Origin of the sequence: Rodentibacter ratti (genome assembly GCF_002000485.1) — a bacterium.
GTDB lineage: Bacteria > Pseudomonadota > Gammaproteobacteria > Enterobacterales > Pasteurellaceae > Rodentibacter > Rodentibacter ratti.
Genome location: NZ_MLAJ01000010.1, coordinates 1 through 24658 on the forward strand (window position 1 = coordinate 1; position 24658 = coordinate 24658).

General features: G+C 38.9%; 19 protein-coding genes. 10 read left to right on the top strand and 9 right to left on the bottom strand.

The window, feature by feature from the left end; genetic code table 11:
- Positions 1 to 52: 52 nt before the first annotated feature.
- From mepK to proQ, 4 genes are all read right to left on the bottom strand, one after another.
- Complete coding sequence (gene mepK, locus BKG94_RS08175; protein ID WP_077436064.1) at positions 53 to 613, bottom strand: peptidoglycan L,D-endopeptidase MepK; 561 nt, start codon at positions 611 to 613, stop codon at positions 53 to 55.
- A 74-nt stretch (positions 614 to 687) separates the two neighbouring features.
- A complete protein-coding gene (locus BKG94_RS08180) occupies positions 688 to 2148 on the bottom strand; it encodes a L,D-transpeptidase family protein (RefSeq protein ID WP_077436066.1) in 1461 nt (486 codons plus the stop codon).
- Positions 2149 to 2210: 62 nt separating this feature from the next.
- Positions 2211 to 4274 carry a carboxy terminal-processing peptidase gene (gene prc, locus BKG94_RS08185; RefSeq protein WP_425272264.1) on the bottom strand — a complete coding sequence of 688 codons (2064 nt, stop codon included), beginning with the start codon at positions 4272 to 4274 and terminating at the stop codon, positions 2211 to 2213.
- Positions 4275 to 4319: 45 nt separating this feature from the next.
- Positions 4320 to 4967, bottom strand: coding sequence for an RNA chaperone ProQ (gene proQ / locus BKG94_RS08190; RefSeq protein WP_077436070.1), 648 nt, complete (start codon positions 4965 to 4967; stop codon positions 4320 to 4322).
- A gap of 213 nt (positions 4968 to 5180) precedes the next feature.
- Here proQ and BKG94_RS08195 point away from each other — a divergent pair, with 213 nt between their 5' ends.
- From BKG94_RS08195 to torA, 8 genes are all read left to right on the top strand, one after another.
- The gene (locus BKG94_RS08195) at positions 5181 to 6446 is read left to right on the top strand and encodes a paraquat-inducible protein A (RefSeq protein ID WP_077436072.1); all 1266 of its coding nucleotides are present in this window, start codon (positions 5181 to 5183) and stop codon (positions 6444 to 6446) included.
- Positions 6421 to 9093, top strand: a complete 2673-nt coding sequence (locus tag BKG94_RS08200; protein ID WP_077436074.1) for a PqiB family protein — start codon at positions 6421 to 6423, stop codon at positions 9091 to 9093. The genes BKG94_RS08195 and BKG94_RS08200 overlap by 26 nt, the downstream gene beginning before the upstream one ends.
- A 503-nt stretch (positions 9094 to 9596) precedes the next feature.
- On the top strand, positions 9597 to 10712 hold the full coding sequence (gene potA, locus BKG94_RS08205; RefSeq protein WP_077436076.1) for a spermidine/putrescine ABC transporter ATP-binding protein PotA: 1116 nt from the start codon (positions 9597 to 9599) through the stop codon (positions 10710 to 10712).
- Positions 10699 to 11559: a spermidine/putrescine ABC transporter permease PotB gene (gene potB / locus BKG94_RS08210; protein WP_077436078.1), complete on the top strand. Its 861-nt coding sequence runs from the start codon at positions 10699 to 10701 to the stop codon at positions 11557 to 11559. The genes potA and potB overlap by 14 nt, the downstream gene beginning before the upstream one ends.
- The gene (gene potC / locus BKG94_RS08215; RefSeq protein WP_077436080.1) at positions 11559 to 12329 is read left to right on the top strand and encodes a spermidine/putrescine ABC transporter permease PotC; all 771 of its coding nucleotides are present in this window, start codon (positions 11559 to 11561) and stop codon (positions 12327 to 12329) included. The genes potB and potC overlap by 1 nt, the downstream gene beginning before the upstream one ends.
- Positions 12330 to 12462: 133 nt before the next feature.
- Positions 12463 to 13545: an extracellular solute-binding protein gene (locus BKG94_RS08220; protein WP_077436082.1), complete on the top strand. Its 1083-nt coding sequence runs from the start codon at positions 12463 to 12465 to the stop codon at positions 13543 to 13545.
- Between the two features lie 241 nt (positions 13546 to 13786).
- The gene (locus tag BKG94_RS08225) at positions 13787 to 14884 is read left to right on the top strand and encodes a NapC/NirT family cytochrome c (protein ID WP_077436084.1); all 1098 of its coding nucleotides are present in this window, start codon (positions 13787 to 13789) and stop codon (positions 14882 to 14884) included.
- 29 nt (positions 14885 to 14913) lie between these two features.
- Positions 14914 to 17394: a trimethylamine-N-oxide reductase TorA gene (gene torA / locus BKG94_RS08230; protein ID WP_077436086.1), complete on the top strand. Its 2481-nt coding sequence runs from the start codon at positions 14914 to 14916 to the stop codon at positions 17392 to 17394.
- A gap of 103 nt (positions 17395 to 17497) precedes the next feature.
- Here torA and BKG94_RS08235 read toward each other — a convergent pair whose 3' ends face one another.
- From BKG94_RS08235 to ulaG, 5 genes are all read right to left on the bottom strand, one after another.
- Positions 17498 to 18316, bottom strand: a complete 819-nt coding sequence (locus BKG94_RS08235; RefSeq protein WP_077436088.1) for a pyridoxal phosphatase — start codon at positions 18314 to 18316, stop codon at positions 17498 to 17500.
- Between the two features lie 58 nt (positions 18317 to 18374).
- Positions 18375 to 19067 (bottom strand): L-ribulose-5-phosphate 4-epimerase, encoded by a 693-nt coding sequence (gene araD / locus BKG94_RS08240; protein ID WP_077436090.1) that lies wholly within the window; start codon positions 19065 to 19067, stop codon positions 18375 to 18377.
- Entirely contained in the window at positions 19061 to 19921 is an 861-nt protein-coding gene (locus tag BKG94_RS08245) for an L-ribulose-5-phosphate 3-epimerase (protein ID WP_077436092.1), read from the bottom strand. Before BKG94_RS08245 ends, araD begins: the two co-directional genes overlap by 7 nt.
- A gap of 99 nt (positions 19922 to 20020) precedes the next feature.
- Positions 20021 to 20767, bottom strand: coding sequence for an HTH-type transcriptional regulator UlaR (ulaR, locus tag BKG94_RS08250; protein ID WP_077436094.1), 747 nt, complete (start codon positions 20765 to 20767; stop codon positions 20021 to 20023).
- Positions 20768 to 20847: 80 nt separating this feature from the next.
- Positions 20848 to 21939 carry an L-ascorbate 6-phosphate lactonase gene (gene ulaG, locus BKG94_RS08255; protein ID WP_018356754.1) on the bottom strand — a complete coding sequence of 364 codons (1092 nt, stop codon included), beginning with the start codon at positions 21937 to 21939 and terminating at the stop codon, positions 20848 to 20850.
- A 353-nt stretch (positions 21940 to 22292) separates the two neighbouring features.
- Here ulaG and BKG94_RS08260 point away from each other — a divergent pair, with 353 nt between their 5' ends.
- Both BKG94_RS08260 and BKG94_RS08265 read left to right on the top strand, forming a co-directional pair.
- Complete coding sequence (locus BKG94_RS08260; protein ID WP_077436096.1) at positions 22293 to 24104, top strand: PTS ascorbate-specific subunit IIBC; 1812 nt, start codon at positions 22293 to 22295, stop codon at positions 24102 to 24104.
- A gap of 76 nt (positions 24105 to 24180) precedes the next feature.
- Positions 24181 to 24648 carry a PTS sugar transporter subunit IIA gene (locus tag BKG94_RS08265; protein ID WP_077436098.1) on the top strand — a complete coding sequence of 156 codons (468 nt, stop codon included), beginning with the start codon at positions 24181 to 24183 and terminating at the stop codon, positions 24646 to 24648.
- Positions 24649 to 24658 lie beyond the last annotated feature (10 nt).

The following is a 24658-nucleotide window of genomic DNA, read 5'->3' on the forward strand; positions in this document are numbered from 1 at the left end:
TTTTAGTTAAAAATAAAAACCGCACCAAAGTGCGGTCAATTTTTCAATGATTTTATACACCCCGCCAAGTTCTTACCGGGCCTGTATCAACATGGATAAAATTACTACGTGGATAAAATCCAACCCCACCATTATCAAGTTTTTCTGCAGTCTGCTTAACTTTTACTAATGGAGTACCATCAATGCGGAAATCCACCGCCTGACCTTTTACATGGTAGCTATTACTCGCAACCCCTCTACTTTGGCGATGACGCATTGCATTAGTGGAAGGAGAACGATAGCCACAAATAATCTGAATTTCAGCAGTTTGTAATCCTAAATGCCCCTGGATGCGATAAAGCTTCAAAAATAAATCGGGATCCATTCTGTGAGTCTGATTGGTTCTCTTATCACGCATAAAGTAATCAAGCTTTTTCAGAATTGATGCTGTAAACCCGGCATTTGGTGAAAATACACCACTTAAACGTTCACCTGTATTCACATTACGAAGTGCCAAAATACGGGGTTTAGCGGTCGAAACCATGGCCAAAACAGTATTAGGCGCAACGCTTGCGCCTAACAAGATACCACCTAGAGATAGCCACTTCCGCCGGCTTTGATTTATCTTATCCATTTATTTTCTCTTATTTCACTCTTCCGTCTTTCGACTAGAAAGATATGCTTTAGTTCACTAAAATGCGGTCAATATTACAAATATTTTTTCACTGTATTCCAGTTAATGTCACTATGACTAATAGCTTTGTCATATTGGTAAATATCCGGTAATACTTTAGTTTGACCGTTTTCAACCCACGAAGTGACATAATATAAGAAAACAGGATTATCCGAACGAACATTAGCTGAAGTCGTTTTCTTACTTGCTAAAACACTCTGTTTACGACTATCTGACCAACCTGCTTCTTTTAGCAAAATATCAGCCAACTGGGAAGATTTTTCCACACGAACACAACCTGAACTTAATGCTCGATCTTTACGTGAGAAAAGACCACGATTCGGCGTATCATGTAGATAAATGGCATCCGAACTCGGCATATTGAATTTATAATTGCCTAATGCGCTATCGCCCGGCGCTTGGCGGATGCGGTAAGGGAAATTTTTACCGATTTTATTCCAATCGATAGAATAAGGATCAATACTATTTCCTTTACTATCAAGAATACTATAACCATGGGCGGCCGCATAACCCGGATCTCGTCTCAATTTAGGTACAATATCTTCATTAATTAAACGCGTTGGTGCATTCCATGGCGGATTCACCACAACATTACTCAATTTACTGTACATAACTGGAGTACGGCGCTGATCTTTGCCCACGATGACCCGAGATTCTAGCACTAATCTTCCATCACGATAATATTGCAACTGATAACTTGGGATATTCACAAAAATACCATTGTGAAAATCAGGAATTACACGCAAACGCTGAGCATTAATGGCTAATTTTTTACCGGTTGGTGTTAAACCGGAACTCGAAATCATTGACGACAAAGCTTGAATAGTTTGACGATAATGTGAATTATCGGTAGATAAACCTTTCACATAAGTGAAAAGCTCATTATTTTTAACCGCACTTAACCATTGTTGAACTTGCTCATCACTTGGAGCCTGCGGCTTATATGAATTAGAACCGTACAGCCAGCGTTGAGCCTGCTGACTCACGTTTTTACTGTAATACATATAATCTAGAAATGCATCGCTCAAAAGCACATCGTACGTCAAACCACCGCTCTGTTGTGCTTGGCTTAAATTATCCAAAGACTTAGCCGAACGTTTGGAAATACCGCTCGCAATCATCGCAGCATATTCACGCAAAAATTGTTTTTCCGCAGATTTATCTTGCCATAATAAAGTATATTTATTATCTGCATAAAGTTTTGCAAGAATCGGTTTAAACTGTAAATTTTGTTCACCGATTTCATGGGTAAGAGACATCTCAAGCATAGCTTGCTTTTCTGCCGCTAAACGAGCTTGATCTTCTTTAATTTCTGCTTCTAATTTCGCACGTTCCTCAGGGGAAAGTTGCTCCATATCAACTGTCGCCGGACTAGGATGTGAAACCGTATCTTTAGCCCAATCAGCCAATGCACAACCGGACACTAACATTGATAATGATAATGCCTGTGCAATTTTAATCGTACCTTTTAACATAAGAGTTCCTTTAAAGATTTACAATACAGACCGCCCTTTGTTCAAAGAGCGGTCAAAATTTATTATTTTTTTATTTCTGCTTTATTTGATTCTTGCTGAATTTGTCCATTTAATTTTTCTTGTTTTACACTTAATTTCACCAAATCTGCAGCCATTTTTTCAGCTTCTTTTAAGAAGAAATCCGGCGCTTCATAATCCTTAGGTAAAGCATCAATGTCTTTTAACAATTTTTTCCCTTCACGTTTAAAACGATCATTAATATTTTTCAAACGTATCGCATCATCGCTATCATTCTCCGCTTTACGCTCTTGATAATTCAAGGACATAAACTTGCGATCGCGGCGTTCATCACGAATTTTTAATTCTTCATTTAATCCAATAAACTCCGGATCTTTCTCAATACGAGCTTGATGTTTTTTCTCTAATTCTGAAATATATTGGCGAACATTGCCCGTTTCAGCGTAAGTAGAGGCAGGAATTTTATCCCAAGGAAGTGCATTATCTTCCTTTTCTTCACCATATTCTTTCGCATCAATAATTTCAGGGAACTGAATATCCGCCGAAACACCTTTCAATTGTGTTGAGCCACCATTGATACGATAAAATTTTTGAATAGTATATTGCAAAATTCCCAGCGGGGTTTGATCTAAATCATAAACAAAATTCAATGAACGGCTTTGTTGAACAGTTCCTTTACCGAAAGTATTTTGTCCAATAATAATACCGCGATTGTAATCTTGCATTGCCGCAGCAAAAATTTCTGAAGCAGAAGCGCTAAAACGGTTGATCATTACTAATAATGGGCCTTTATATTGTTCTGCGCGATCATCATCTTCGTGTACACGAATTCGCTGATAAGCATCACGCACTTGAACCACCGGCCCATCGGTGATAAATAATCCACTTAATGCCACCGCTTCCGTCAAAGCACCGCCACCGTTTTCACGTAAATCGACAATCAAACCTTTAACGTGTTTTTTCTCTGCCTGAACCAATAATTTTTTTACATCTTCCGTTAAACCGATATAGAAACTTGGAATTTTAATTATCCCGATATTTTCCCCTTCCACTTTCTCAACGGTCAATTTAGCAGCTTGATCTTCAATACGCACTTTATCACGAACCAAAGTGATAATACGTGATTTTCCACCTTTAGCGGGTTCAATCTCAAGACGAACTTTTGTGCCTTTTTTACCTTTAATTTTGTCAACAATATCTTCTAGACGCCAACCAACGACATCCTCAATTTCACCTTTTTCTTGCCCTACACCAATAATTTTATCGCCGGCTTGTAATTTTTTACTGCGCTCTGCCGGTGCGCCGGGAACAAGAGATTTAATGCTGGTTTCATCATCTTCCGATTGTAAAGTTGCCCCAATCCCTTCTAATGAAAGATTCATACTTTCATTAAAACTTTTTGCGGTACGTGGCGAAAGATAACTGGTATGCGGATCAATTTCACGTGCAAAAGCATTTAAATATACTTGCACAATATCATCAGCTTTCGTTTGCGTTAAACGGCGAATCGCTAAATTATAGCGTTTTGCCAGTTTATTTTTAATTTCCGACCATTTTTTATCTTTTAGTTTTAAATTGATCACATCATTTTTTACACGTTCTTCCCAAAGACGGTTTGCCTCTTCTTCCGTCTTAGGAAAATCCGCTTTTTCACGATCAATTTCAATTTGATCTTTACCGTTTAAATTCGGCTCTTTATCTAATAATGAAAGCGCATAAACATAGCGTTCATAACGACGTTTCATCATTAAATCATAAATTGCAAAGGCGGCTGAAAGATCACCTTGATTTAATTGATCATCTAACAATGATCCATACTTCTGGCGTAATTCATCTACATCCGATTGTAGAAAAGTATTGCGGCTATAATCCAAACTTTTGATATAACGATCAAAAATCTTCTCGGAAAAGACATCATCAAGCTGAAATTTTCGATAATGAGACTGCGTTAAGCGTGTTGTCGCACGTTTCGTTGCCAGCTGATTTTCTTCTGTTGCAGAAGGAATTTGAATATCACTTAACTTCAACTTAGATTCAACAGCAAAACCCACACTAGAATGAAGGAACAACGCACTTAATACAGCAGTTGCTAAAATACTTTTGGTCATTATCAATTTCATTTAATCTTTCCCGATAAAATATCAATATTATGATTATGCGAATAAACGATCAGCCACAATATTCATTACTAAGCCGTTTTCAAGTTCTACGCGAGCCGAATCTTTTAATACTTCAACAATGATACCTTTCTTCGCTAGATCGCCCACTTTCACTTTAACAACCGAACCTTTAGAAAGAGTAGATAAATCGACCGCACTTAACTCAACCTTTGGCTTAGGTTTACGTGGCGACTTCAAATTATTTTGACGACGCGGCTGGCGTTTTTGCTGCGCTTTTTTCTCAGCCAATTCCGCTTTGCGTTTTTCTGCAAATTTTGCTTTTGCCTCAGCGAGTTGCTCTGCTGCATGTGCTACATGCTCGGCATCCAACACACCGGCCGGATTGCCATATAAATCCACACGCTCAGCCCCTTCACGACAGCCATGTAAATAACGCCAATTTGAGGTATATTGGCGAAGAGCATGACGTAACTGTGTTTTACTTACCCTGTCATCCTCTTTTAGTGCCTCAGCCAAATCTTGGAATAAACCGATTTTCAGAGGTTTTGCCTCACCTTCTAAAATAAAGCAAAGTGGAAATTTTTCTGCTAAATAAGCAATAATTTCCTTATTATTCGTCAATTTTTGTAGATTTGATGATGTTTCTTCAGTTTGCTGAACATCAAGTTGAGAATCTGTCATTGTTTGTCCTAGGATTGAAAATAAAAAACTTGCATAGTTTATCGCACTTTTATAAGAATTGACAATGTCCCAAGCAAGTTTAGGAATCAAGTTATTTGCCACTCTATCAATTTCAATAAACGTTTGTTCATTTAAACTTCACAAACCGGGAGGATTAAGGATAAAATAGCCAATCTTTTTTGACCGCACTTTATATGTAACAAAAGCCTTATCATGACGACTACACCGAATTTTGCGAATATTCATAATAAAATCGCTCGCTGCAGTGAATGCGATAAAGTCGTCTCAGTACCTTACCCTTTGCCTCAAAATGAACATGCTGAATGCCCTCGCTGTCATCATACATTAGGCTCGACAAATCGTTGGTCACTACATCGCTGCGCGATGATTGCACTGTCAATTCTTATTCTAATGCCCTTTGCTTTGAAATTTCCTCTGTTAAGCATTGATTTGCTCGGTGTAAAAGTTGATGCTTCTGTATGGGAAGGAATTTGGAAAATGGCAACCGCAGGCTATCAATACACGGCTTTTTTAGTATTTATTTGTGCAGTATTAATGCCGATTTCTTTTGCAATTTTGGTTCTAATGCTATGGTTTGCTAAGTTACTTAATATTCGACCACGTAATGTTTTACTTTTTTTAAGCTATATTAAGCCTTGGGTGATGTTTGATGTCTATCTCGTGGCACTCGGCGTGTCAATGTTTAAGGTACGCGAATATGCCGCATTGCAAATTGATGTCTATTTATTGGCATTTATATTTACGGCACTTTTAACCACTTTATTATTTATCAAGATTAATCTAAATGAATTATGGGACGAATTTTATCCTGAACATAAACAAATACACGCGCCAATAGAAGAGAAGATTGAATTGTGTACCGCCTGCAACTATTCGTTCCCTCATTCAGACATAAAACATATAAATCATCACGATGTTTGTCCTCGTTGTGATTCACGCTTAGATATTCCCGAATCAATAAAATTACAGCGTACTTGGGCAACTCTAATCGCCGGTATTATTATGCTTTTTCCGGCAAACTTATTACCGATATCCGGTGTTTATCTAACTGGCGTCTTAACCGAAGATACATTGATGTCCGGTGTGATTTCATTCATTGAAATGAAAAGCTATTTTGTCGCCTTTGTCGTGTTTTTTGCGAGTATTTTTGTGCCAATTAGTAAAATTTTTATTATGCTATATTTGCTTGCCTGTGTGCACTTCAAATGGCAACACTCCATTAAATGGCAAATGCGCTTGTTACATATCGTGCATTTTATCGGACGTTGGTCTATGCTTGATCTATTTGTTCTTGCATTAATGATGTCACTTGTTACACGTGGACAAATTATTAATTTTACGGTAGGCCCTGCCGCCTTTTACTTTGGCGCTGCGGTCTTTCTCACAATGATTTCAACCTCACAATTCGATAGTCGACTTATTTGGAAAATTTATGACCGAAAAACAACAACCGAATAATGATTCAACTCCCCCTACTACAAACGTTGATTCACAATATAAAACGATTCAATCTGTTTTACGTAAAAACCGAAAAGTTTCTCCTTTTTGGTTATTACCTTTTATCGCTCTTTGTATCGGTGCGATTCTTTTTTTCCAAATAGTCGAAGAACAGGGTAAAACGATCAAAATTACCTTTACAAACGGTTCAGGCTTAGTCGCTGATAAAACCCCTATTCGCTATCAAGGACTACAAATAGGCGTAGTAAAAAAAGTAAACTTTACCGACAATATGCAAAAAGTTGAGGTAATCGCTAATATTTATCCGGAAGCAACAAGTGTTCTACGTGAAAACACAAAATTCTGGGTCGTACAACCCAGCGTTTCCCTTGCCGGTATTTCAGGATTAGATTCCCTTGTATCAGGAAATTACATTACACTACAACCAGGAGATGGTAATAGCGAGGATGAATTTATTGCTCAAGAAAAAGGACCAATAGCTCAAGTGGCACCGGGTGATTTACTCATCCATTTAATCTCAGATGATCTTGGCTCTATTTCTGTTGGGGCTTCTGTTTATTTCAAAAAATTACCTGTTGGTAAAATTTATGATTACCGCTTTAATAAAGACAATAAAGTAGAGATTGATGTTGTAATTGAGAAAGAATATACCCGTTTTGTGAAAAAAGACTCACGCTTTTGGAATATTAGCGGTATCGCTGCGAATATTACACCGGCAGGGTTAAATTTTAATATGGAAAGTGTTAACTCTATTGTACAAGGTGCTGTTTCTTTTGATTCACCGTCAAACAGCGTCGAGGCAACCGAAAATACGATTTATACCCTGTATCCTAACCTACAAGCGGCAAAACGGGGAATTAATGTTGAAATCACCGTTCCAGCCGTCACCGGCTTAGAAGAAGGGCGTAACGATGTGTATTATCAAGATGACAAAATAGGGGTTCTTTCTGCACTGAATACAGTTGAAAATAATGAAAATATTTTACAAGGAACATTACTTATCGATCCAAATCAAGCAAATTTATTAAAAACTGATACCCGCATTGTGCTTCGCAATAAAAAGCCAACTTTAGGTGATTTAACCGATCCTAAACGATTTTTCAGTGGAGATTACTTTGAAATTATCCCTGGTGAAGGGACAGAGCGATTACAATTCGATGTAATAAAAGAAAACGAATTACTCTTAAAAGCGCCAAATACCCTAGTACTTACACTAACAGCACCGGAAAGCTATGGTGTATCGGAAGGTCAATCTGTTTATTACAACAATATTACAATCGGTGAAATTGTTAAACAAAAAATTAATGTAGAAGGCGTAGAATATCAAGTTGCAATTGCTTCCGCATATCGAAATTTAATTAACCCAAACACACTTTTTGTCGCAGCATCAAACTTTGATGTAAATCTAGGTATAGACGGTGTTCGTTTTGAATCAGCCCATCCGGAAAAATGGCTACAGGGTGGCATTCGCATTATTGCGAAAAAAGGCTTAGGTGAAGCACTGAAAACTTATCCGCTTTACAAAGATACACAAAATGCAGAATCCGGCATTACAGGAAATTTAGTCGAACCCGACATTACCTTGAAAACTTCAACTTTACCAAGCATTAGTAAGGCTTCTCTTGTGCTGTATCGTCAATATGAGGTAGGAAAAATTACTAATATCCAACCTCAGGCAAACCATTTCAATGTAGATGTCTATATTTATCCGCCTTATAAACATTTACTCACGGATAAAAGTGTCTTTTGGGTAGAAAATGCGGCCCAAGTAGATATTACCCCAAAAGGGATTAGTATTCAGGCAACACCGATTGCCCGCTCATTAAAAGGCGCAATTAGTTTTGATAACAGCAGCTCAGGAAAAAATAAAACATTGTACCCGAATGAATTACGGGCAAAATCTGCCGGGCAGGTAATCACCCTGTTCACAGACGATGCAACAAACTTGAGTAAAGGTATGAGCTTACGTTATCTAGGATTATCTATCGGTGAAGTGGAAAATATCACATTAGATCCGAAATCACATAAAATTACCGCGAAAGCGCTTATCAACCCGAATTATATGGGAATGATTGCCAAAGAAGGTTCAACCTTTAAGATCATTTCACCGCAAATTTCAGCCGGTGCAATTGAAAATTTAGATAGTTTATTGCAGCCCTATATTGATGTGGAAGTCGGAAAAGGAAAAGCTAAAACGCAATTTAATCTTGCACAAACTTCGCCAAGTCGCAATAAATACAGTAGTGGCGTGCCGTTTATTCTTGAAACAAATGATGCAATGAATTTAACCGAAGGTTCACCTGTGCTTTATCGTGGTGTCGAGGTCGGCACAATACGTAAATTCGATCTCAACAGTTTAGGCGATCGCGTACTTATCCATATTGCTATTACGCCTAAATATCAACATTTAGTACGTAAAAATTCTGAATTCTGGGTATCGTCCGGCTATGATTTCAGCCTAGGCTGGAAAGGTGCAGAATTTAATACCGGCAGTGTTCAACAATTGCTGAAAGGAGGGATTTCATTCTCTACGCCGTCAAGCACGATTGTTCAACCTCAAGCGCCGGCAAATCATCGTTTTTTATTACAAATTAAACGCCCTATAGAAGCGCCAAATTGGAATTCCGGAGCACTCCCTAATCAATAAAAAATTACGGAAAATTTAACCGCACTTTTGATAAAACAACCAAAGTGCGGTTATTTTTCTCCCTTTTTAAAAATACATAAAAAAATCCCCTGCTTGAACAGGGGATAAAAAGGAATTTATGAATAAAATCTCTAAAGTTTAGCTTTATCAAAAGGAATCTCGATAAAACGCAGACGATTATATTTACATATCTTTACAAAAGCAAGACAAAACTTACATTTTTACTAATATTAATCATTCAGCTATTTTTACGCTACAAATTTCAACAAAACCACCTATCAATTAACTAAAAATCAAATCCTCAAGTAAGAAGTGCGGTAGATTTTTCACCTTATTTTTATCCCGGTAATTTTTTTTGCTTCCAAAGGTATGAAATCCTTTTCATTATTAGTAAATAGCTATATTATAGGCGCTTGTTTTTTATGTCGTCCCTGCAAATTTGCAGGTCTTTATTTCTACTCAGTACCAACTTATTGGTGAAATTAGGGAGAAAACCAAAGCTAGTGGAAAATCCGGTTCAAAACAAGCCTATTATTGAGCTTCGTTCAGTCAAAAAATCTTACGGTTCTAATACCATTATTAACGACTTCAACTTAACCATTAACAATGGTGAATTCGTGACTATTCTTGGCCCTTCAGGCTGTGGTAAAACCACAGTATTACGCTTGTTAGCAGGCTTAGAGGAATTAGACTCAGGTCATATTATTTTGGATGGTGAAGACATCACCGATGTGCCGGCTGAAAAGCGACACATCAACACCGTTTTCCAAAGTTATGCGCTATTCCCGCATATGACTATTTTTGAGAACGTGGCTTTTGGTTTACGTATGCAAAAAGTACCCGAGTCTGAAATTAAACCTCGCGTACTAGAAGCCTTGCGTATGGTGCAATTGGAAGAAATGGCTGATCGTAAGCCAACCCAATTGTCAGGCGGTCAACAACAACGTATTGCTATCGCCCGTGCGGTTGTCAACAAACCGAAAGTGTTATTGCTAGATGAATCCTTATCCGCATTAGACTATAAATTACGTAAACAAATGCAATACGAACTGAAAGTATTGCAACGTCAATTAGGCATCACTTTTATTTTCGTTACTCACGATCAAGAAGAAGCAATCACAATGTCTGATCGCATCGTGTTGTTACGTAAAGGCAAAATCGCCCAAGACGGCTCACCACGTGAAATTTATGAAGAGCCGGCAAACTTATTTGTGGCACGTTTCATTGGTGAAATCAATGTCTTTAACGCTACCGTGATTGAACGTAAATCTGAGAATGTAGTACTGGCAAACGTAGAAGGCCGTGTCTGTGATATTTATACCGATATGCCTGTCGAAAAAGATCAAAAACTTCAAGTTCTTCTTCGTCCTGAAGATATTGTGATTGAAGAACTCGATGAAAACGAACAATCCAATGCAATTATCGGACATATTATTGACCGTACTTACAAAGGTATGACATTAGAATCTACCGTAGAATTTGACCATAATGGTATGCGTGTGCTGGTGAGCGAATTCTTTAACGAAGACGATCCGCACATGGACCACAGTGTAGGACAACGTGTAGGCATTACATGGCACGAAGGTTGGGAGGTTGTACTCAACGATGAAGATAATTAATAACAAATTTCAGAAAATTACTGTTGCAATTATCTTCGCTTGGCTAATCTTCTTTGTGCTGATTCCAAACTTATTGGTGTTAGTCGTAAGTTTTTTAACCCGAGATGGTAGCAACTTCTATGCTCTACCGTTTAACTTTGACAACTACATCAACCTGTTTAATCCGCTTTATGCTCAGGTCGTGTGGAATTCTTTGTATATGTCGGGGATTGCAACGATTATTTGCTTACTGATCGGCTATCCGTTCGCCTTTATGGTCAGTAAAATTCACCCAAAATATCGACCGATCTTATTGTTCCTTGTGGTGTTGCCATTTTGGACAAATTCGCTGATTCGTATTTATGGAATGAAAATATTCCTTGGCGTAAAAGGCGTGTTAAATACGATGCTAATGGATATGGGGATTTTGAGTGAGCCGATCCGTATTTTAAATACAGAGATCGCAGTCGTTATCGGACTCGTGTATTTATTGCTACCGTTCATGATTTTGCCACTCTACTCCGCTATTGAAAAACTAGACGGACGTTTATTAGAAGCCGCAAGAGACTTAGGAGCAAATACTTTCCAACGTTTCTTCCGAGTAATCTTACCATTAACAATGCCGGGAATTGTTGCTGGTTGCTTATTGGTACTATTACCTGCAATGGGAATGTTCTATGTTGCAGATTTATTGGGTGGTGCGAAAGTTCTGCTAGTGGGGAACGTAATTAAGAGCGAATTCTTAATTTCCCGAAACTGGCCGTTTGGTTCCGCAATCAGTATCGGTTTAACCATTTTGATGGCATTGCTTATTTTCGTTTACTACCGAGCAAATAAACTACTAAACAAAAAAGTGGAGTTGGAATAATGAGTCGTTTACTACGTAATATCTTTATGTTTGTGGTATACGCTTATTTGTATATCCCAATCATCATTTTAGTAACCAATTCTTTCAATGCCGACCGCTATGGTTTGACCTGGAAAGGATTTAGTTGGAACTGGTACGAACGTTTATTTAATAACGATACCTTAATTCAAGCGGCAATCCATTCCGTAACCATCGCATTTTTTGCCGCTACTTTGGCAACCATCGTGGGTGGCTTAACCGCAATCGCATTGTATCGTTACCGTTTCCGCGGTAAACAAGCGGTAAGCGGTATGTTATTTATCGTGATGATGTCGCCGGATATCGTTATGGCGGTGTCTTTGTTAGCATTATTTATGGTTGTAGGGATTTCATTAGGTTTCTGGTCATTACTCTTGGCGCACGTTACCTTCTGTTTACCTTATGTGACTGTCACAATTTTCTCCCGCTTAAATGGATTTGATTCCAGAATGTTGGAGGCAGCAAAAGACTTAGGCGCAAGTGAAGTAACCATTCTTCGTAAAATCATTATTCCGCTTGCATTACCTGCTATAGTTTCAGGTTGGTTATTAAGTTTTACAATTTCACTGGATGATGTTGTAGTTTCCTCATTTGTGAGTGGCGTAAGCTACGAGATTTTACCATTGCGTATCTTCTCACTGGTAAAAACCGGTGTCACACCTGAAGTCAATGCACTGGCAACCATTATGATTGTGCTTTCATTGGCACTCGTGATTTTAAGCCAGCTCATTACGCGTAAAAATAATTACTAAGACACGATAAAAGGTTTCACAAACCTTGTAATATCAAATAGAATACGCCTTGACGCACAATCAAGGCGTTTTTTTATACCTACAATTCCTGTAGGTGGTTTTTTTACCCCTCTTTTACGGAGAACAAACAAAAATGAAAAAATTTGCAGGTTTAATTACTGCCGGTTTAGTAGCTGCAACTCTAACAGCTTGTAATGACAAAGAAAACAAGACTGAAAATGCAAATGCACTGGCTACTGCTAATGATACTGTGTACCTATATACTTGGACTGAATATGTGCCGGATGGTCTTTTAGATGACTTCACTAAAGAAACCGGTATCAAAGTGATCGTTTCAAGTCTTGAATCAAATGAAACCATGTATGCAAAACTCAAAACCCAAGGTGAAGCCGGTGGTTATGATGTGATTGCACCATCGAATTACTTCGTGTCTAAAATGGCACGTGAAGGCATGTTAAAAGAACTTGATCACAGCAAATTGCCTGTAATTAAAGAATTAGACCCTGATTGGCTCGACAAACCTTATGACAAAGGAAATAAGTACTCTCTTCCTCAATTATTGGGTGCACCGGGTATTGCATTTAATACTAATACCTACAAAGGTTCAGATTTCACTTCTTGGGGCGATTTATGGAAACCTGAATTTGCCAACAAAGTACAGTTGCTAGATGATGCACGTGAAGTGTTTAATATTGCCTTATTAAAAATTGGTCAGGATCCAAATACTCAAGATCCGGCAATCATCAAACAAGCTTATGAAGAATTATTGAAATTACGTCCGAATGTACTTTCTTTCAACTCAGACAATCCTGCTAATTCTTTCATCTCAGGTGAAGTAGAGGTCGGTCAATTATGGAACGGTTCTGTGCGTATTGCGAAAAAAGAACAAGCACCTTTAAACATGGTATTTCCAAAAGAAGGCCCTGTACTTTGGGTAGATACATTGGCTATTCCTGCTACCTCTAAAAATCCGGACGGCGCACACAAACTTATCAACTATATGTTAGGTGCAAAAGCAGCTGAGAAATTAACTTTAGCGATTGGCTATCCAACGTCTAACGTTGAAGCGAAAAAAGTCTTACCAAAAGAAATCACTGAAGATCCGGCAATCTATCCAACAGCTGAAATATTAAAAAACAGCCACTGGCAAGATGACGTAGGTGATGCAATTCAATACTATGAACAATATTACCAAGAATTAAAAGCAGCGAAATAATCTCGCTTAATTCAAATACGTTTAAAGTGCGGTCAAAATTTCTTACGTTTTTGACCGCACTTTTTACACCCAATCGTTATAAAATAAAACAAATAACGTTTAAATATAAAAACATTTAAAAATCCTCTTATATTCCAATTCCTTGACTTAGATCATCACTCACCTACTTATATTTCTTTAGAATAAAAATAACTATTAAAGGTTATCTTTTTGCTGTTTTTTATCAATTTGGAGTACATTTATGTCAAAAACCACCAAAATTATGGCCGCACTTTGCCTTATGGGTGTAGGTGCGCTAGCGTTGTGGGGAACGCAAACTATTATGCATAAAACCAGCTCAACAGAATTCTGTGTGAGCTGCCATTCAATGAGTCACCCCCAACAAGAGTGGGAAGGTTCAAGCCATTTTGCGAATGCAAAAGGTATTCGTGCAGAATGTTCCGATTGCCATGTTCCACAAGAAGGCTGGCACTATGTGAAAGCAAAATTTATCGCACTGAAAGATGTGTGGTATGAAATGCAAGGTAAACTGGATTCAAAACAGAAATATGAGGCTCATCGTGCAGAAATGGTGCAGCGCGTATGGGATGAGATGAAAACAACGGATTCTCAAACTTGCCGTAGTTGTCATAGTTTTGATGCGATGGAATTTTCTGCTCAAACAAAATTAGCAAAAGAAACCCATATAAGTGCCAAAATCAATGGGCAGACCTGTATTGATTGTCACAAAGGCATCGTACATTTTTTGCCTGAAACTTATGGTAATGAAGGTGGACAATCTACAACCCATTTAGGCGGAAACATCACTCAAAACTCACCTATTTATGTAACAACGATGAGTTCCGCACAAGGTGAACAAGGTGGCGATATTCGCCTAATGCCTTATGCAGAAATAACCGATTGGCAAACCAAAGGCGAAGAAGTAGTTGGTATGTTGCACGGTTGGCAACAAGTTGGTGCAGACTCTGTGGTGTATCAAGAACTTGGCAAGCGAATTAGCGTGGCATTAGTAGATGAAGATGCTCGCAAGAGTATGAAAGTGTTGCAAACTAAACATGATGCAGTCACCGATTCTGAGTGGAAAGAAGTGAGCTTTATTGTTTCTGTTCCCAAAGAAAAAATGTCATCAGATTTAGCTGCACTTAATCAATATGGTAGCCTGTTAAATCAAACGCATTGTAGTAGTTGTCATGCGGCGATTAGTGCCGATCACTATACGGCAAACCAATGGATTGGAGTAGTGAACTCAATGAAAGATCGGACTTCGATGAATAAAGATGAAGTGCGTGCTTTAACCATTTATTTACAACGTAGCGCCAAAGATATGGCTGCGAAATAATTCACTTCTAGTAGCTAAATGAGGTTGAAATGAAAAAGAATAATATCAATCAACAACGCCGTAATTTCTTAAAAAATACATCTCTTGGCGTAGCAGGCGCATCACTTTCAGGTGGTATGGTGGTTTCAGCACTGTCTAAAAGTGCGATTGCGCGAGAATCTGAATTAAAAACAGTAGTTACTGCTGCACATTGGGGACCGATTGGCGTGGTGGTGCAAGATGGTAAAGCGGTAAAATCTGGTGCGGCAATTGAACCTGCAATTCCAAATGAATTACAAAGCGTGGTTGCTGATCAGCTTTATAGCGAAACCCGTGTAAAATACCCTATGGTACGCAAAGGCTATTTAGCAAACCCAGGTAACAGTGATACTACAATGCGTGGACGTGATGAATGGGTTCGCGTTTCTTGGGAACAAGCACTTGATCTTGTGCATAATCAACTCCAAAAAGTTCGTGATCAATATGGGGTTAGTGGAATTTATGCAGGGTCTTACGGCTGGTTTAGTAGTGGATCACTTCACGCTTCACGTACACTTTTACAACGTTATATGAATATTACTGGTGGTTTTGTTGGCTATAAAGGGGATTATTCCACAGGTGCTGCACAAGTGATTATGCCACATGTTCTTGGCACTATTGAAGTTTATGAACAACAAACCAGTTGGGAAGTATTACTTGAAAGCAGTGATATTATTGTACTTTGGGGGGCAAATCCCCTCACAACCTTACGTATTGCTTGGATGTCTTCAGATCAAAAAGGTATTGAATACTTCAAAAAATTCCAAGCCACAGGTAAACGTATTATCTGTATTGATCCAATCAAAAGTGAAACCTGCCAAATGCTTGGTGCAGAATGGATTCCTGTCAATACGGCAACAGATGTGCCATTGATGCTAGGGATTGCGCACACATTGGTTAGCGAAGACAAACACGATAGAGCCTTCTTAAAAAAATACACTACAGGTTACAGTAAATTTGAAGATTATCTGCTCGGTAAAACCGATGGACAGCCTAAAACGGCAGAATGGGCGAGTAAAATCTGTGGAGTGCCGATAGAAACTATAAAACAATTAGCCAACGATTTTTCCAGCAATCGTACTATGTTAATGGGAGGGTGGGGAATACAGCGCCAGCGCCATGGTGAGCAATCCCATTGGATGTTAGTTACCCTTGCATCAATGTTGGGGCAAATTGGTTTACCGGGTGGTGGCTTTGGATTTAGCTATCACTATGCAAATGGTGGTGTCCCAACAGCTACGGGAGGAACTATTGGTTCGATCAGTGCAACTCCTGCAGGTGGAACAGGTGAGAAAAGCTGGTTAGATGATTCGGCAAAATTTTCTTTCCCTGTGGCGCGTATTGCAGATGCCCTACTCAATCCAGGTAAAACCATTGATTATAATGGTACAAAAATTACCTATCCAGAAATTAAAGTTGTCTATTGGGCGGGCGGTAACCCATTTACCCAACACCAAAATACGAATTTATTAGTCAAAGCCTTTCAAAAACCAGAAACTGTTATCGTCAATGAAGTTAACTGGACACCAACGGCTCGTATGGCAGATATTGTTTTGCCTGCTACCACCAGTTACGAACGTAATGATTTAACCATGGGTGGCGACTATTCTATGTTTGCTATTTATCCAATGAAACAAGTTGTTCCGCCACAATTTGAAGCGAAAAATGATTTTGATATTTTTGCCGAACTTGCCAAACGAGCTGGTAAAGAAGAGGAATTTACAGAAGGCAAAACAGAAATAGAATGGTTGGAAGGTTTTTATAAAACTGCCTTTACCGCAGCGCGTAGCAACCGTGTTGCCATGCCTCGTTTTGAGCGATTTTGGGAAGAAAATAAACCCCTAATGTTTGAAGCTAATGACGATGCGAAAAAATGGGTGCGCTATGCAGAATTTCGTGAAGATCCATTGCTCAATCCGCTTGGCACACCATCAGGCAAAATTGAAATTTATTCTGATGTTGTGGCGAAGATGAATTATGACGATTGTAAAGGTCATCCGACTTGGATGGAACCAGAAGAATTTGCGGGTAATACGACAGATGAGTATCCACTCGCCTTAGTCACTCCGCATGCCTATTATCGTTTACATAGCCAATTAGCCCATACTTCATTGCGCCAAAAATATGTGGTTAATGATCGTGAACCTGTTTTGATTCACCCTGAAGATGCCAAAGCACGCGGTATTGTAGATGGGGATATTGTCCGTATCCATAATGTGCGAGGTCAGGTATTGGCGGGAGCTGTTGTAACCGAAGGTATTATTAAAGGGACATTAGGGTTACATGAAGGGGCATGGTATGATCCGCTTGATCTGGGTGAAAGTGAGAAGCCTCTGTGCAAAAATGGTAGCCCGAATGTGCTTACCCGTGATGAAGGCACATCTAAATTAGCGCAAGGTAACTCGCCGAATACTTGTATTGTTCAAGTAGAAAAATATACGGGCGTTGTGCCAGAAGTTACGGTGTTTAAACAGCCTAAGCACTCAACATAAAACAACAGAAGAATCAAGCGCACCTTTGAGTGCGTAAATCAAAGTGCGGTCAATTTTGACCGCACTTTTTCTTGGAAAGGGAGATTAGGCATTGACCTAGAAATTAGAGTGATAAGGCATCTTTTAATACTTGTGCAATACCGATCTCATTATTCGATGTAGTGACTTGTTTAGCCTGAGATTTCACTTCCTCTTCCGCATTGCCCATTGCGACACCTAAACCAACGACACTTAACATACTGATGTCATTATGATTATCTCCGAATGCTATCACTTCTTGCGGATCAATCCCCCACTCTTTTAATAACGCAAGAAGTCTTCCGCCTTTCGTATTACCGGCATTAGCAATATCCACACGATCCACCCACGACCATTCACAACTAAACTGTGAAATCGGCAGCTCATTCACTACATTATTCATAATCGCTTTATTTTCTGCGCTAATGACGCATTTCCAAATTGGATTATGATGATCGATCACCTCTTGAATACTCTCCACTTTACGTACATCAGGGCGTACATTCTCAGGGCAAGTTTCCACCCATTTAAGAAATTTTTCCATATGGGGGTTAAGTTGTGCATAATTCATTGAATCCCGAGAATACATCAACAGATGGCAATGATGTTTTTCCGCCACATCATAGATTAATTGCGCCTGTTGTTTGGAAAGCGGATTGGCAAAGGGTGTAGAATCCGTCGCCACATCATAAACATAGGTTCCGTTGCAGCAAATAATCGGCGTATCTAAACCTAATTCATGATAATAAGGTTTTACGGCGGTATGATGTCTGCCCGTCACCAATAATACTTTAATCCCTTTATTTATGGCGGATTGAATTGCCAATTTATTTTCCGGCAGAATATTTCCATCAGAATTTAATAATGTGCCGTCAAGATCAAAAGCAACAACTTTATAATTCATTTTTATCCCTCTTAGATTAAAAAAGGGCGGTTAAAAACCGCCTTATTTTCAATAAATATTATTGCCCGTAATACGCATTTTTTCCGTGTTTACGAAGATAGTGCTTATCAAGCAGCTCTTGTTGCATTGATCCAATATTTGGACGAATTTGATGGCTAACAAAATTCATATACGCCACTTCTTCCAATACAACAGAATTATGCACCGCATCAAAGCCGTCTTTTCCCCAAGTGAAAGGGCCATGAGAGTGAACTAATACACCCGGTACGGATTTTGGTTCAACATTGCGTTTGTGAAAGGTTTCAACAATTACTTTTCCGGTTTCTAATTCATATTCACCGGCAATTTCTTCCGGTGTCATACGACGGGTACAAGGCACAGAACCGTAGAAATAATCGCCTTGTGTTGTACCCAAAGCGAGAATATCTTCACCGGCTTGCGCCCAAGCGGTAGCATGGCGAGAGTGAGTGTGTACCACACCACCAATATCCTTAAATTGGCGATAAAGCTCTAAATGGGTCGCTGTGTCTGAAGAAGGCTTTTTATCACCCCAAACTTTATTACCATTGAGATCAACAATCACAATGTCATCTACCGTCATCAAATCATACTCTACCCCAGAAGGTTTAATAGCAACCAAACCGCTTTCACGATCAATTTCGCTCACATTGCCCCAAGTAAAGGTAACTAATTTATACTTTGGTAGCTCAAGATTTGCTTTTAATACTCTTTCTCTTAATTCTTTTAACATTGGAAATCTCCTTCTTTCATTTTTTGTTCGATCCAACGACGGGCATTGATAATTTCCGCAATAGGTTCATCCGATTTTTCTGTCCACATTTCAATTAAAAATGCGCCACGATAATTTAATTCCGCAAGGGTTTTAAAGCAAGCGACAAAATCAACACAGCCCTCACCAAAAGGTACATCTCTAAATTGACCGGCACAGGTTTCAGTCACCTTATAAGTATCTTTTAAATGAATAGCGGAAATCTTATCAATGCCGAGTTTGAGTTCTTCTGCAACGTTATCATTCCACGCTGAAAGATTGCCTAAATCAGGATAAACGGTAAACCAAGGGGATTTAATAATCTCATCCCATTTTTTCCAACGGGAAATGGAACTCATAAATTTCGTATCCATAATTTCTACCGCAAGGGTCACTTGGTTACTGGCAGCGAGTTCTACTGCCCATTCCAACCCTTGCTGAAAACGTTGGATAGTACCTTCATCTTGTTCTTCATAATAAACATCATAACCTGCTAATTGGATAGTACGAATCCCCGTATCAACGGCAAATTGAATGGCTTTCTCCATAATTTCATAGGCCTTTTTACGGGTGGATTCATCACGACTACCGAAAGGAAAACGGCGATGCCCTGATAAGCACATAGACGGAATCGTTACCCCCGTATTCACAATCGCTTTTACTAATTTTAACCGCTCTTTTTTACTCCAGTCTAAACGAGCCAAACGTTCATCCGTTTCATCAATGGATATTTCAACGAAGTCAAAACCACAAGCTTTTGCAATAGACAAGCGATCTTGCCAACTAATGTTTTTAGGTAGGGCTTTTTCATAGATGCCGAGTTTATGTTTTCTCACTGAACACTCCTATCAGGGTTTGGGGATAAAATAATATGTCCGGCCGTAATGACGAACATAGTAAATATTTTTTCATTTATAAATCTTTGTATGAGCTGACTAAACCAGCATGACTGATAAACCTTTTTCTTGTAATGATTGAATAAACTCAGGTTTTGCATTTTTACCGGTAATTAATAAATCAATATCTTGTAACTTGGTAAATAACATACCGACTTGTTGTCCCAATTTTGTACTATCCAGTAATACCACATATTTACCCGCTCTTGCAGATAAGCGTTGTTCTGAATTAGCAATGATCATATCGGTTTTATACAAACCTTCAGTGGTAAAACCTTTTCCACTGGTAAACATCATATTGGCTGCATAAGGGCTTTCGTTTTGATTAAGAGAAAGGGTAATCGCCTTATTTCGGTTATACTGCCCCCCCATAATCACAATATCTTCATGATTATTTTCAATCAATTTATTAGCAAGAGGAATAAAGTTTGTGATGATTTGCAATTTTCTTCCACATAAATGCTCACCCAACATTTGCATGGTTGAGCCACAAGTTAAAATAACGGAATCACCTTCTTGACATAATTGGCTTGCGGCTTGAGCAATACGCTGCTTTTCATCAATATTATTGATTGTCGCACTATATCTATAGTCTAGCGGAGAGGACTGTATTGATTCTGCACCATTACGTACTTTCTTTAATCGACCTTGTTGGGCTAATTTATTAATATCTCGTCTTGCTGTTGCAGGTGAAATCTCAAGTTGTTCAACAATTTCTGTGGTAGAAAGTGCCTTTTTCTCAAGTAACAATTGTAAAAGCCGTCTGTGACGGTAATTTTCGTTCATTATATTTTCCTTGCTATTTCTCTGATGCTAATAATGAACAAAAAACGAGCCACCTTCAAGTAAAAAGGTGGCTTTTTTTGTTATAACATTGATTTGAATTGAATATTCGGTTCGTGTTCAAAACAATCATCAAAACCACGAGGGTGATGATATTCAATTAAATCTTTATCACGTGGATAAACATACTTACCGCCCACTTCCCAAATAAACGGATGGAACTTATATTGCAAACGTTCTTTGCGCATTTTCCATAATTGGATAATCTCATCGGTGCTTGCCATAAAGTTCGTCCAAATATCGTGATGAACAGGAATAATCACTTTGCAACGTAAGCTTTCCGCCATACGTAATAAATCAACAGAAGTCATCTTATCGGCGATACCAACCGGATTTTCACCATAGTTGTTAAGGGCAACATCAATATCAAATTGTTTACCATGTTTAGCAAATTGAATGGAGAAATGAGAGTCTGCACCGTGATAAATATTACCACCCGGTGTTTTAAACACATAGTTTACTGCTTTACGTCCCATTTCTTCATCTGACGGGCAAAGGCCGGCCAATTCACCGCCTTGTTCTTCTGCTCCTTCAACCGGTAAAGTTACCAAACAAGTGCGGTCAAAAGAATCAAGGGCATGGATTTCCACATCTTTTAATTTCACTACATCGCCCGGTTTAACAATAATAATACGTTCTTCAGGCACACCCCATTTTTTCCATAATTCCGCACAGTGCCAAGGGCCCACAAATTTCACGTGATCAAGTTTTGGATTATTGACAATTGCCGCTGCCACATTCACATCAATATGATCGCTATGGTAGTGCGAAGCAAGAATAAAATCTACTTCGTTAATTGCAAACGGATCTAACACCATTGGGGCTGCACGTAAGTTAGGTTGCAATTTACGCACACCGGCCATATTTGCCATTTGGTGACCACGCACCATATCTTTCACTTTCTTCGTGCTTTTACCACGACCACACCATAAATCCATACAAAGATTCGCGCCACCCGGTGTCTTGATCCAAACCCCTACGCAACCTAGCCACCACATGGCGAAATTGCCTTCAGGTACAACTTCTTGTTCAATTTCTTCATTTAACCAAGTTCCCCATTCAGGAAAAGTAGAAAGAATCCAACTTTCACGGGTAATTTCTTGAATTTTGCTCATTTTTAACTCCTTTTGCTCAGAAAAAATAATCAAAACAAATCATATCAAATCATTTTATTTTGTAAAATGTTTTTTACGTAATTTGCGTTCAAGATCTAAATTATTTTTTCTTATAACAGAAAGCATTCTTATAACACCTCAATAAACCTAAAATTATCAAAGGTTTTATGAGAAACAAAATATCTACCAACATGATAAAAATAAAATGTGACATCGCTCACAATTATTCAAATTAAATCTTTTTTAATCAAAAATAATTGCTATTATTTGCGCGATTTCTTTTTCGAGATGATTCGGAATAGATTCAAACACTCAGTATTTTCCATTTAATCAAGGTCAACAGAGGTTCTGTTATGGAAACGTTATTAGATCTATTTATTGTTTTTAGGGATCAGGTTCTTAATAAAGCACCGCTATTATTAGGTATTGTTGCCTGTATTGGCTATATTCTTCTACGTAAGGATACAACAACCATTATTAAAGGAACGATTAAAACGATTGTTGGTTTTATGCTCGTTCAGGTAGGGGCCGGTGAATTAGTAAAAGGTTTTAAACCAATCATTGAAAAATTATCCGAATATCACGGTTTAACCGGCGCAGTAATTGACCCATACACCAGTATGCAAGCCACCATTGAAACTATGGCGGACAATTATGCATGGGTGGGTTATGCCGTCCTACTCGCATTAGCATTAAACATTTTGCTGGTGGTATTCAGACGCTTTACCGGTATTCGCACGATTATGCTTACCGGACATATTATGTTCCAACAAGCTGGTTTGGTTGCCGTATTCTATATGCTCATTGGTGCATCGATGATAGAAACCATCATCTATACGGCAATCATCATGGCACTATACTGGGGAATTTCCTCTAACATTATGTATAAACCGACTCAAGCCGTAACCGGTGGAGCCGGTTTTTCTATCGGTCACCAACAACAAATCGCCTCTTGGATTGCGGTTCAACTCGCACCAAAACTCGGTAATAAAGAAGACAGCGTTGATAATATGAAATTGCCAAAATGGCTCCATATTTTCCACGATAGTATCTCTGCGACCGTATTGGTGATGACCGTATTCTTCGGCATTATCCTACTTTCTTTCGGCTTAGATAATCTGCAAACAATGGCAGGCAAAACACATTGGACAATTTATATTTTCGAGACCGGATTAAAATTTGCCGTTGCCATTCAAGTGATTGTTATCGGGGTTCGGATGTTTGTTGCCGAATTATCCGAGGCCTTCAAAGGAATTTCCGAGCGTGTCATTCCTAATGCGGTTTTAGCCATTGACTGTGCGGCGATTTATGCTTTCTCACCAAATGCCATGGTATTCGGTTTTATGTGGGGGGCAATCGGTCAATTCGTTGCTGTCGGTCTATTACTTGGTTTTGATGCTTCTGTGTTAATCATTCCGGGATTCATCCCAATGTTCTTCTCCAATGCGACCATCGGTGTATTTGCCAACCATTTCGGTGGCTGGCGTGCCGTGATGAAAATCTGTTTCGTGATGGGGATCATTGAAGTATTGGGCTCAGCATGGGTTATCCACTTACTCTCAACCCAAGGGGCAACCTTTAACGGTTGGATGGGCATGGCTGACTGGGCATTATTCTTCCCGCCAATATTACAGGGTATCGTCAGTATTCCGTTCTTCTTCTTTGTTATCTTAGCGGCGGCATTCACTTATATGGCATTTGCTGCGAAAAAATTGCGTGCTGCTGAAGCAGCGGCTGCAGCGGCAGGTAAAACCCTTGAACAAATGGATGGCTATGGCGTGGATGAAGGCGAGGAAGAAATTGTTTCCCAAGAACAAGCCGCTCAAAGTGCGGTCAAAAATGACGATGTTTCCGATGATACGGTTAAACCGGTTCGTATTCTTGCGGTCTGTGGATCCGGCCAAGGTTCTTCAATGATGATGAAAATGAAGATCAAAGGCTATTTAGATAAACGTGGTATTCCAAACATTATGGATTCTTGTGCGGTAACCGACTACAAAGGGAAATTAGATAGTACGGATATTATTGTTTCGTCTAAACATTTATCCGGTGAAATTCAAGTGGGCGAAGGTAAATTTGTATTAGGTGTACAAAATATGCTTAACCCGAACTCTTTTGGCGATGAATTAATCGAATTGATTAACAAATTCCAAAATAATAAATAATCACCCATAAAGTGCGGTTGATTTTCAGTGAAAATTTACCGCACTGCTTTCATACTACATAATTAAGGACATTAATATGTTAAAAGAATCGCTTATCGCTAACAATTCCATTAAACTCAACCAAACCGCCGCAGATTGGAAAGCAGCGATCAAAATCGGTACGGATTTATTAGAGGCTTCAGGCGCGATTGAACCCCGTTATTACGATACCATTATCAGCAATATTGAAAAAATGGGGCCTTACATTATTCTCGCGCCGGGTCTTGCCATGCCTCATGCCCGTCCGGAGGAAGGGGTAATTAAAACCGCATTTGCCTTAGTTACCTTAAAAGAACCCATTTATTTCGACGGCGAAGATGATCCGATTTATGTATTAATTACCCTCGCCGGTAGCGATTCCGATCAGCATATGCAAGGCTTAATGGAAATTACCCAAGTCCTTGATGATCCGGACAGTGATGACGGTGTGGATTTAAACCGTTTCCGCAACTGCAACAGCGCAGATGAAGTCTATGCCGCCATCGATAAAGCATTAAACGGTTAATCTTATTTAA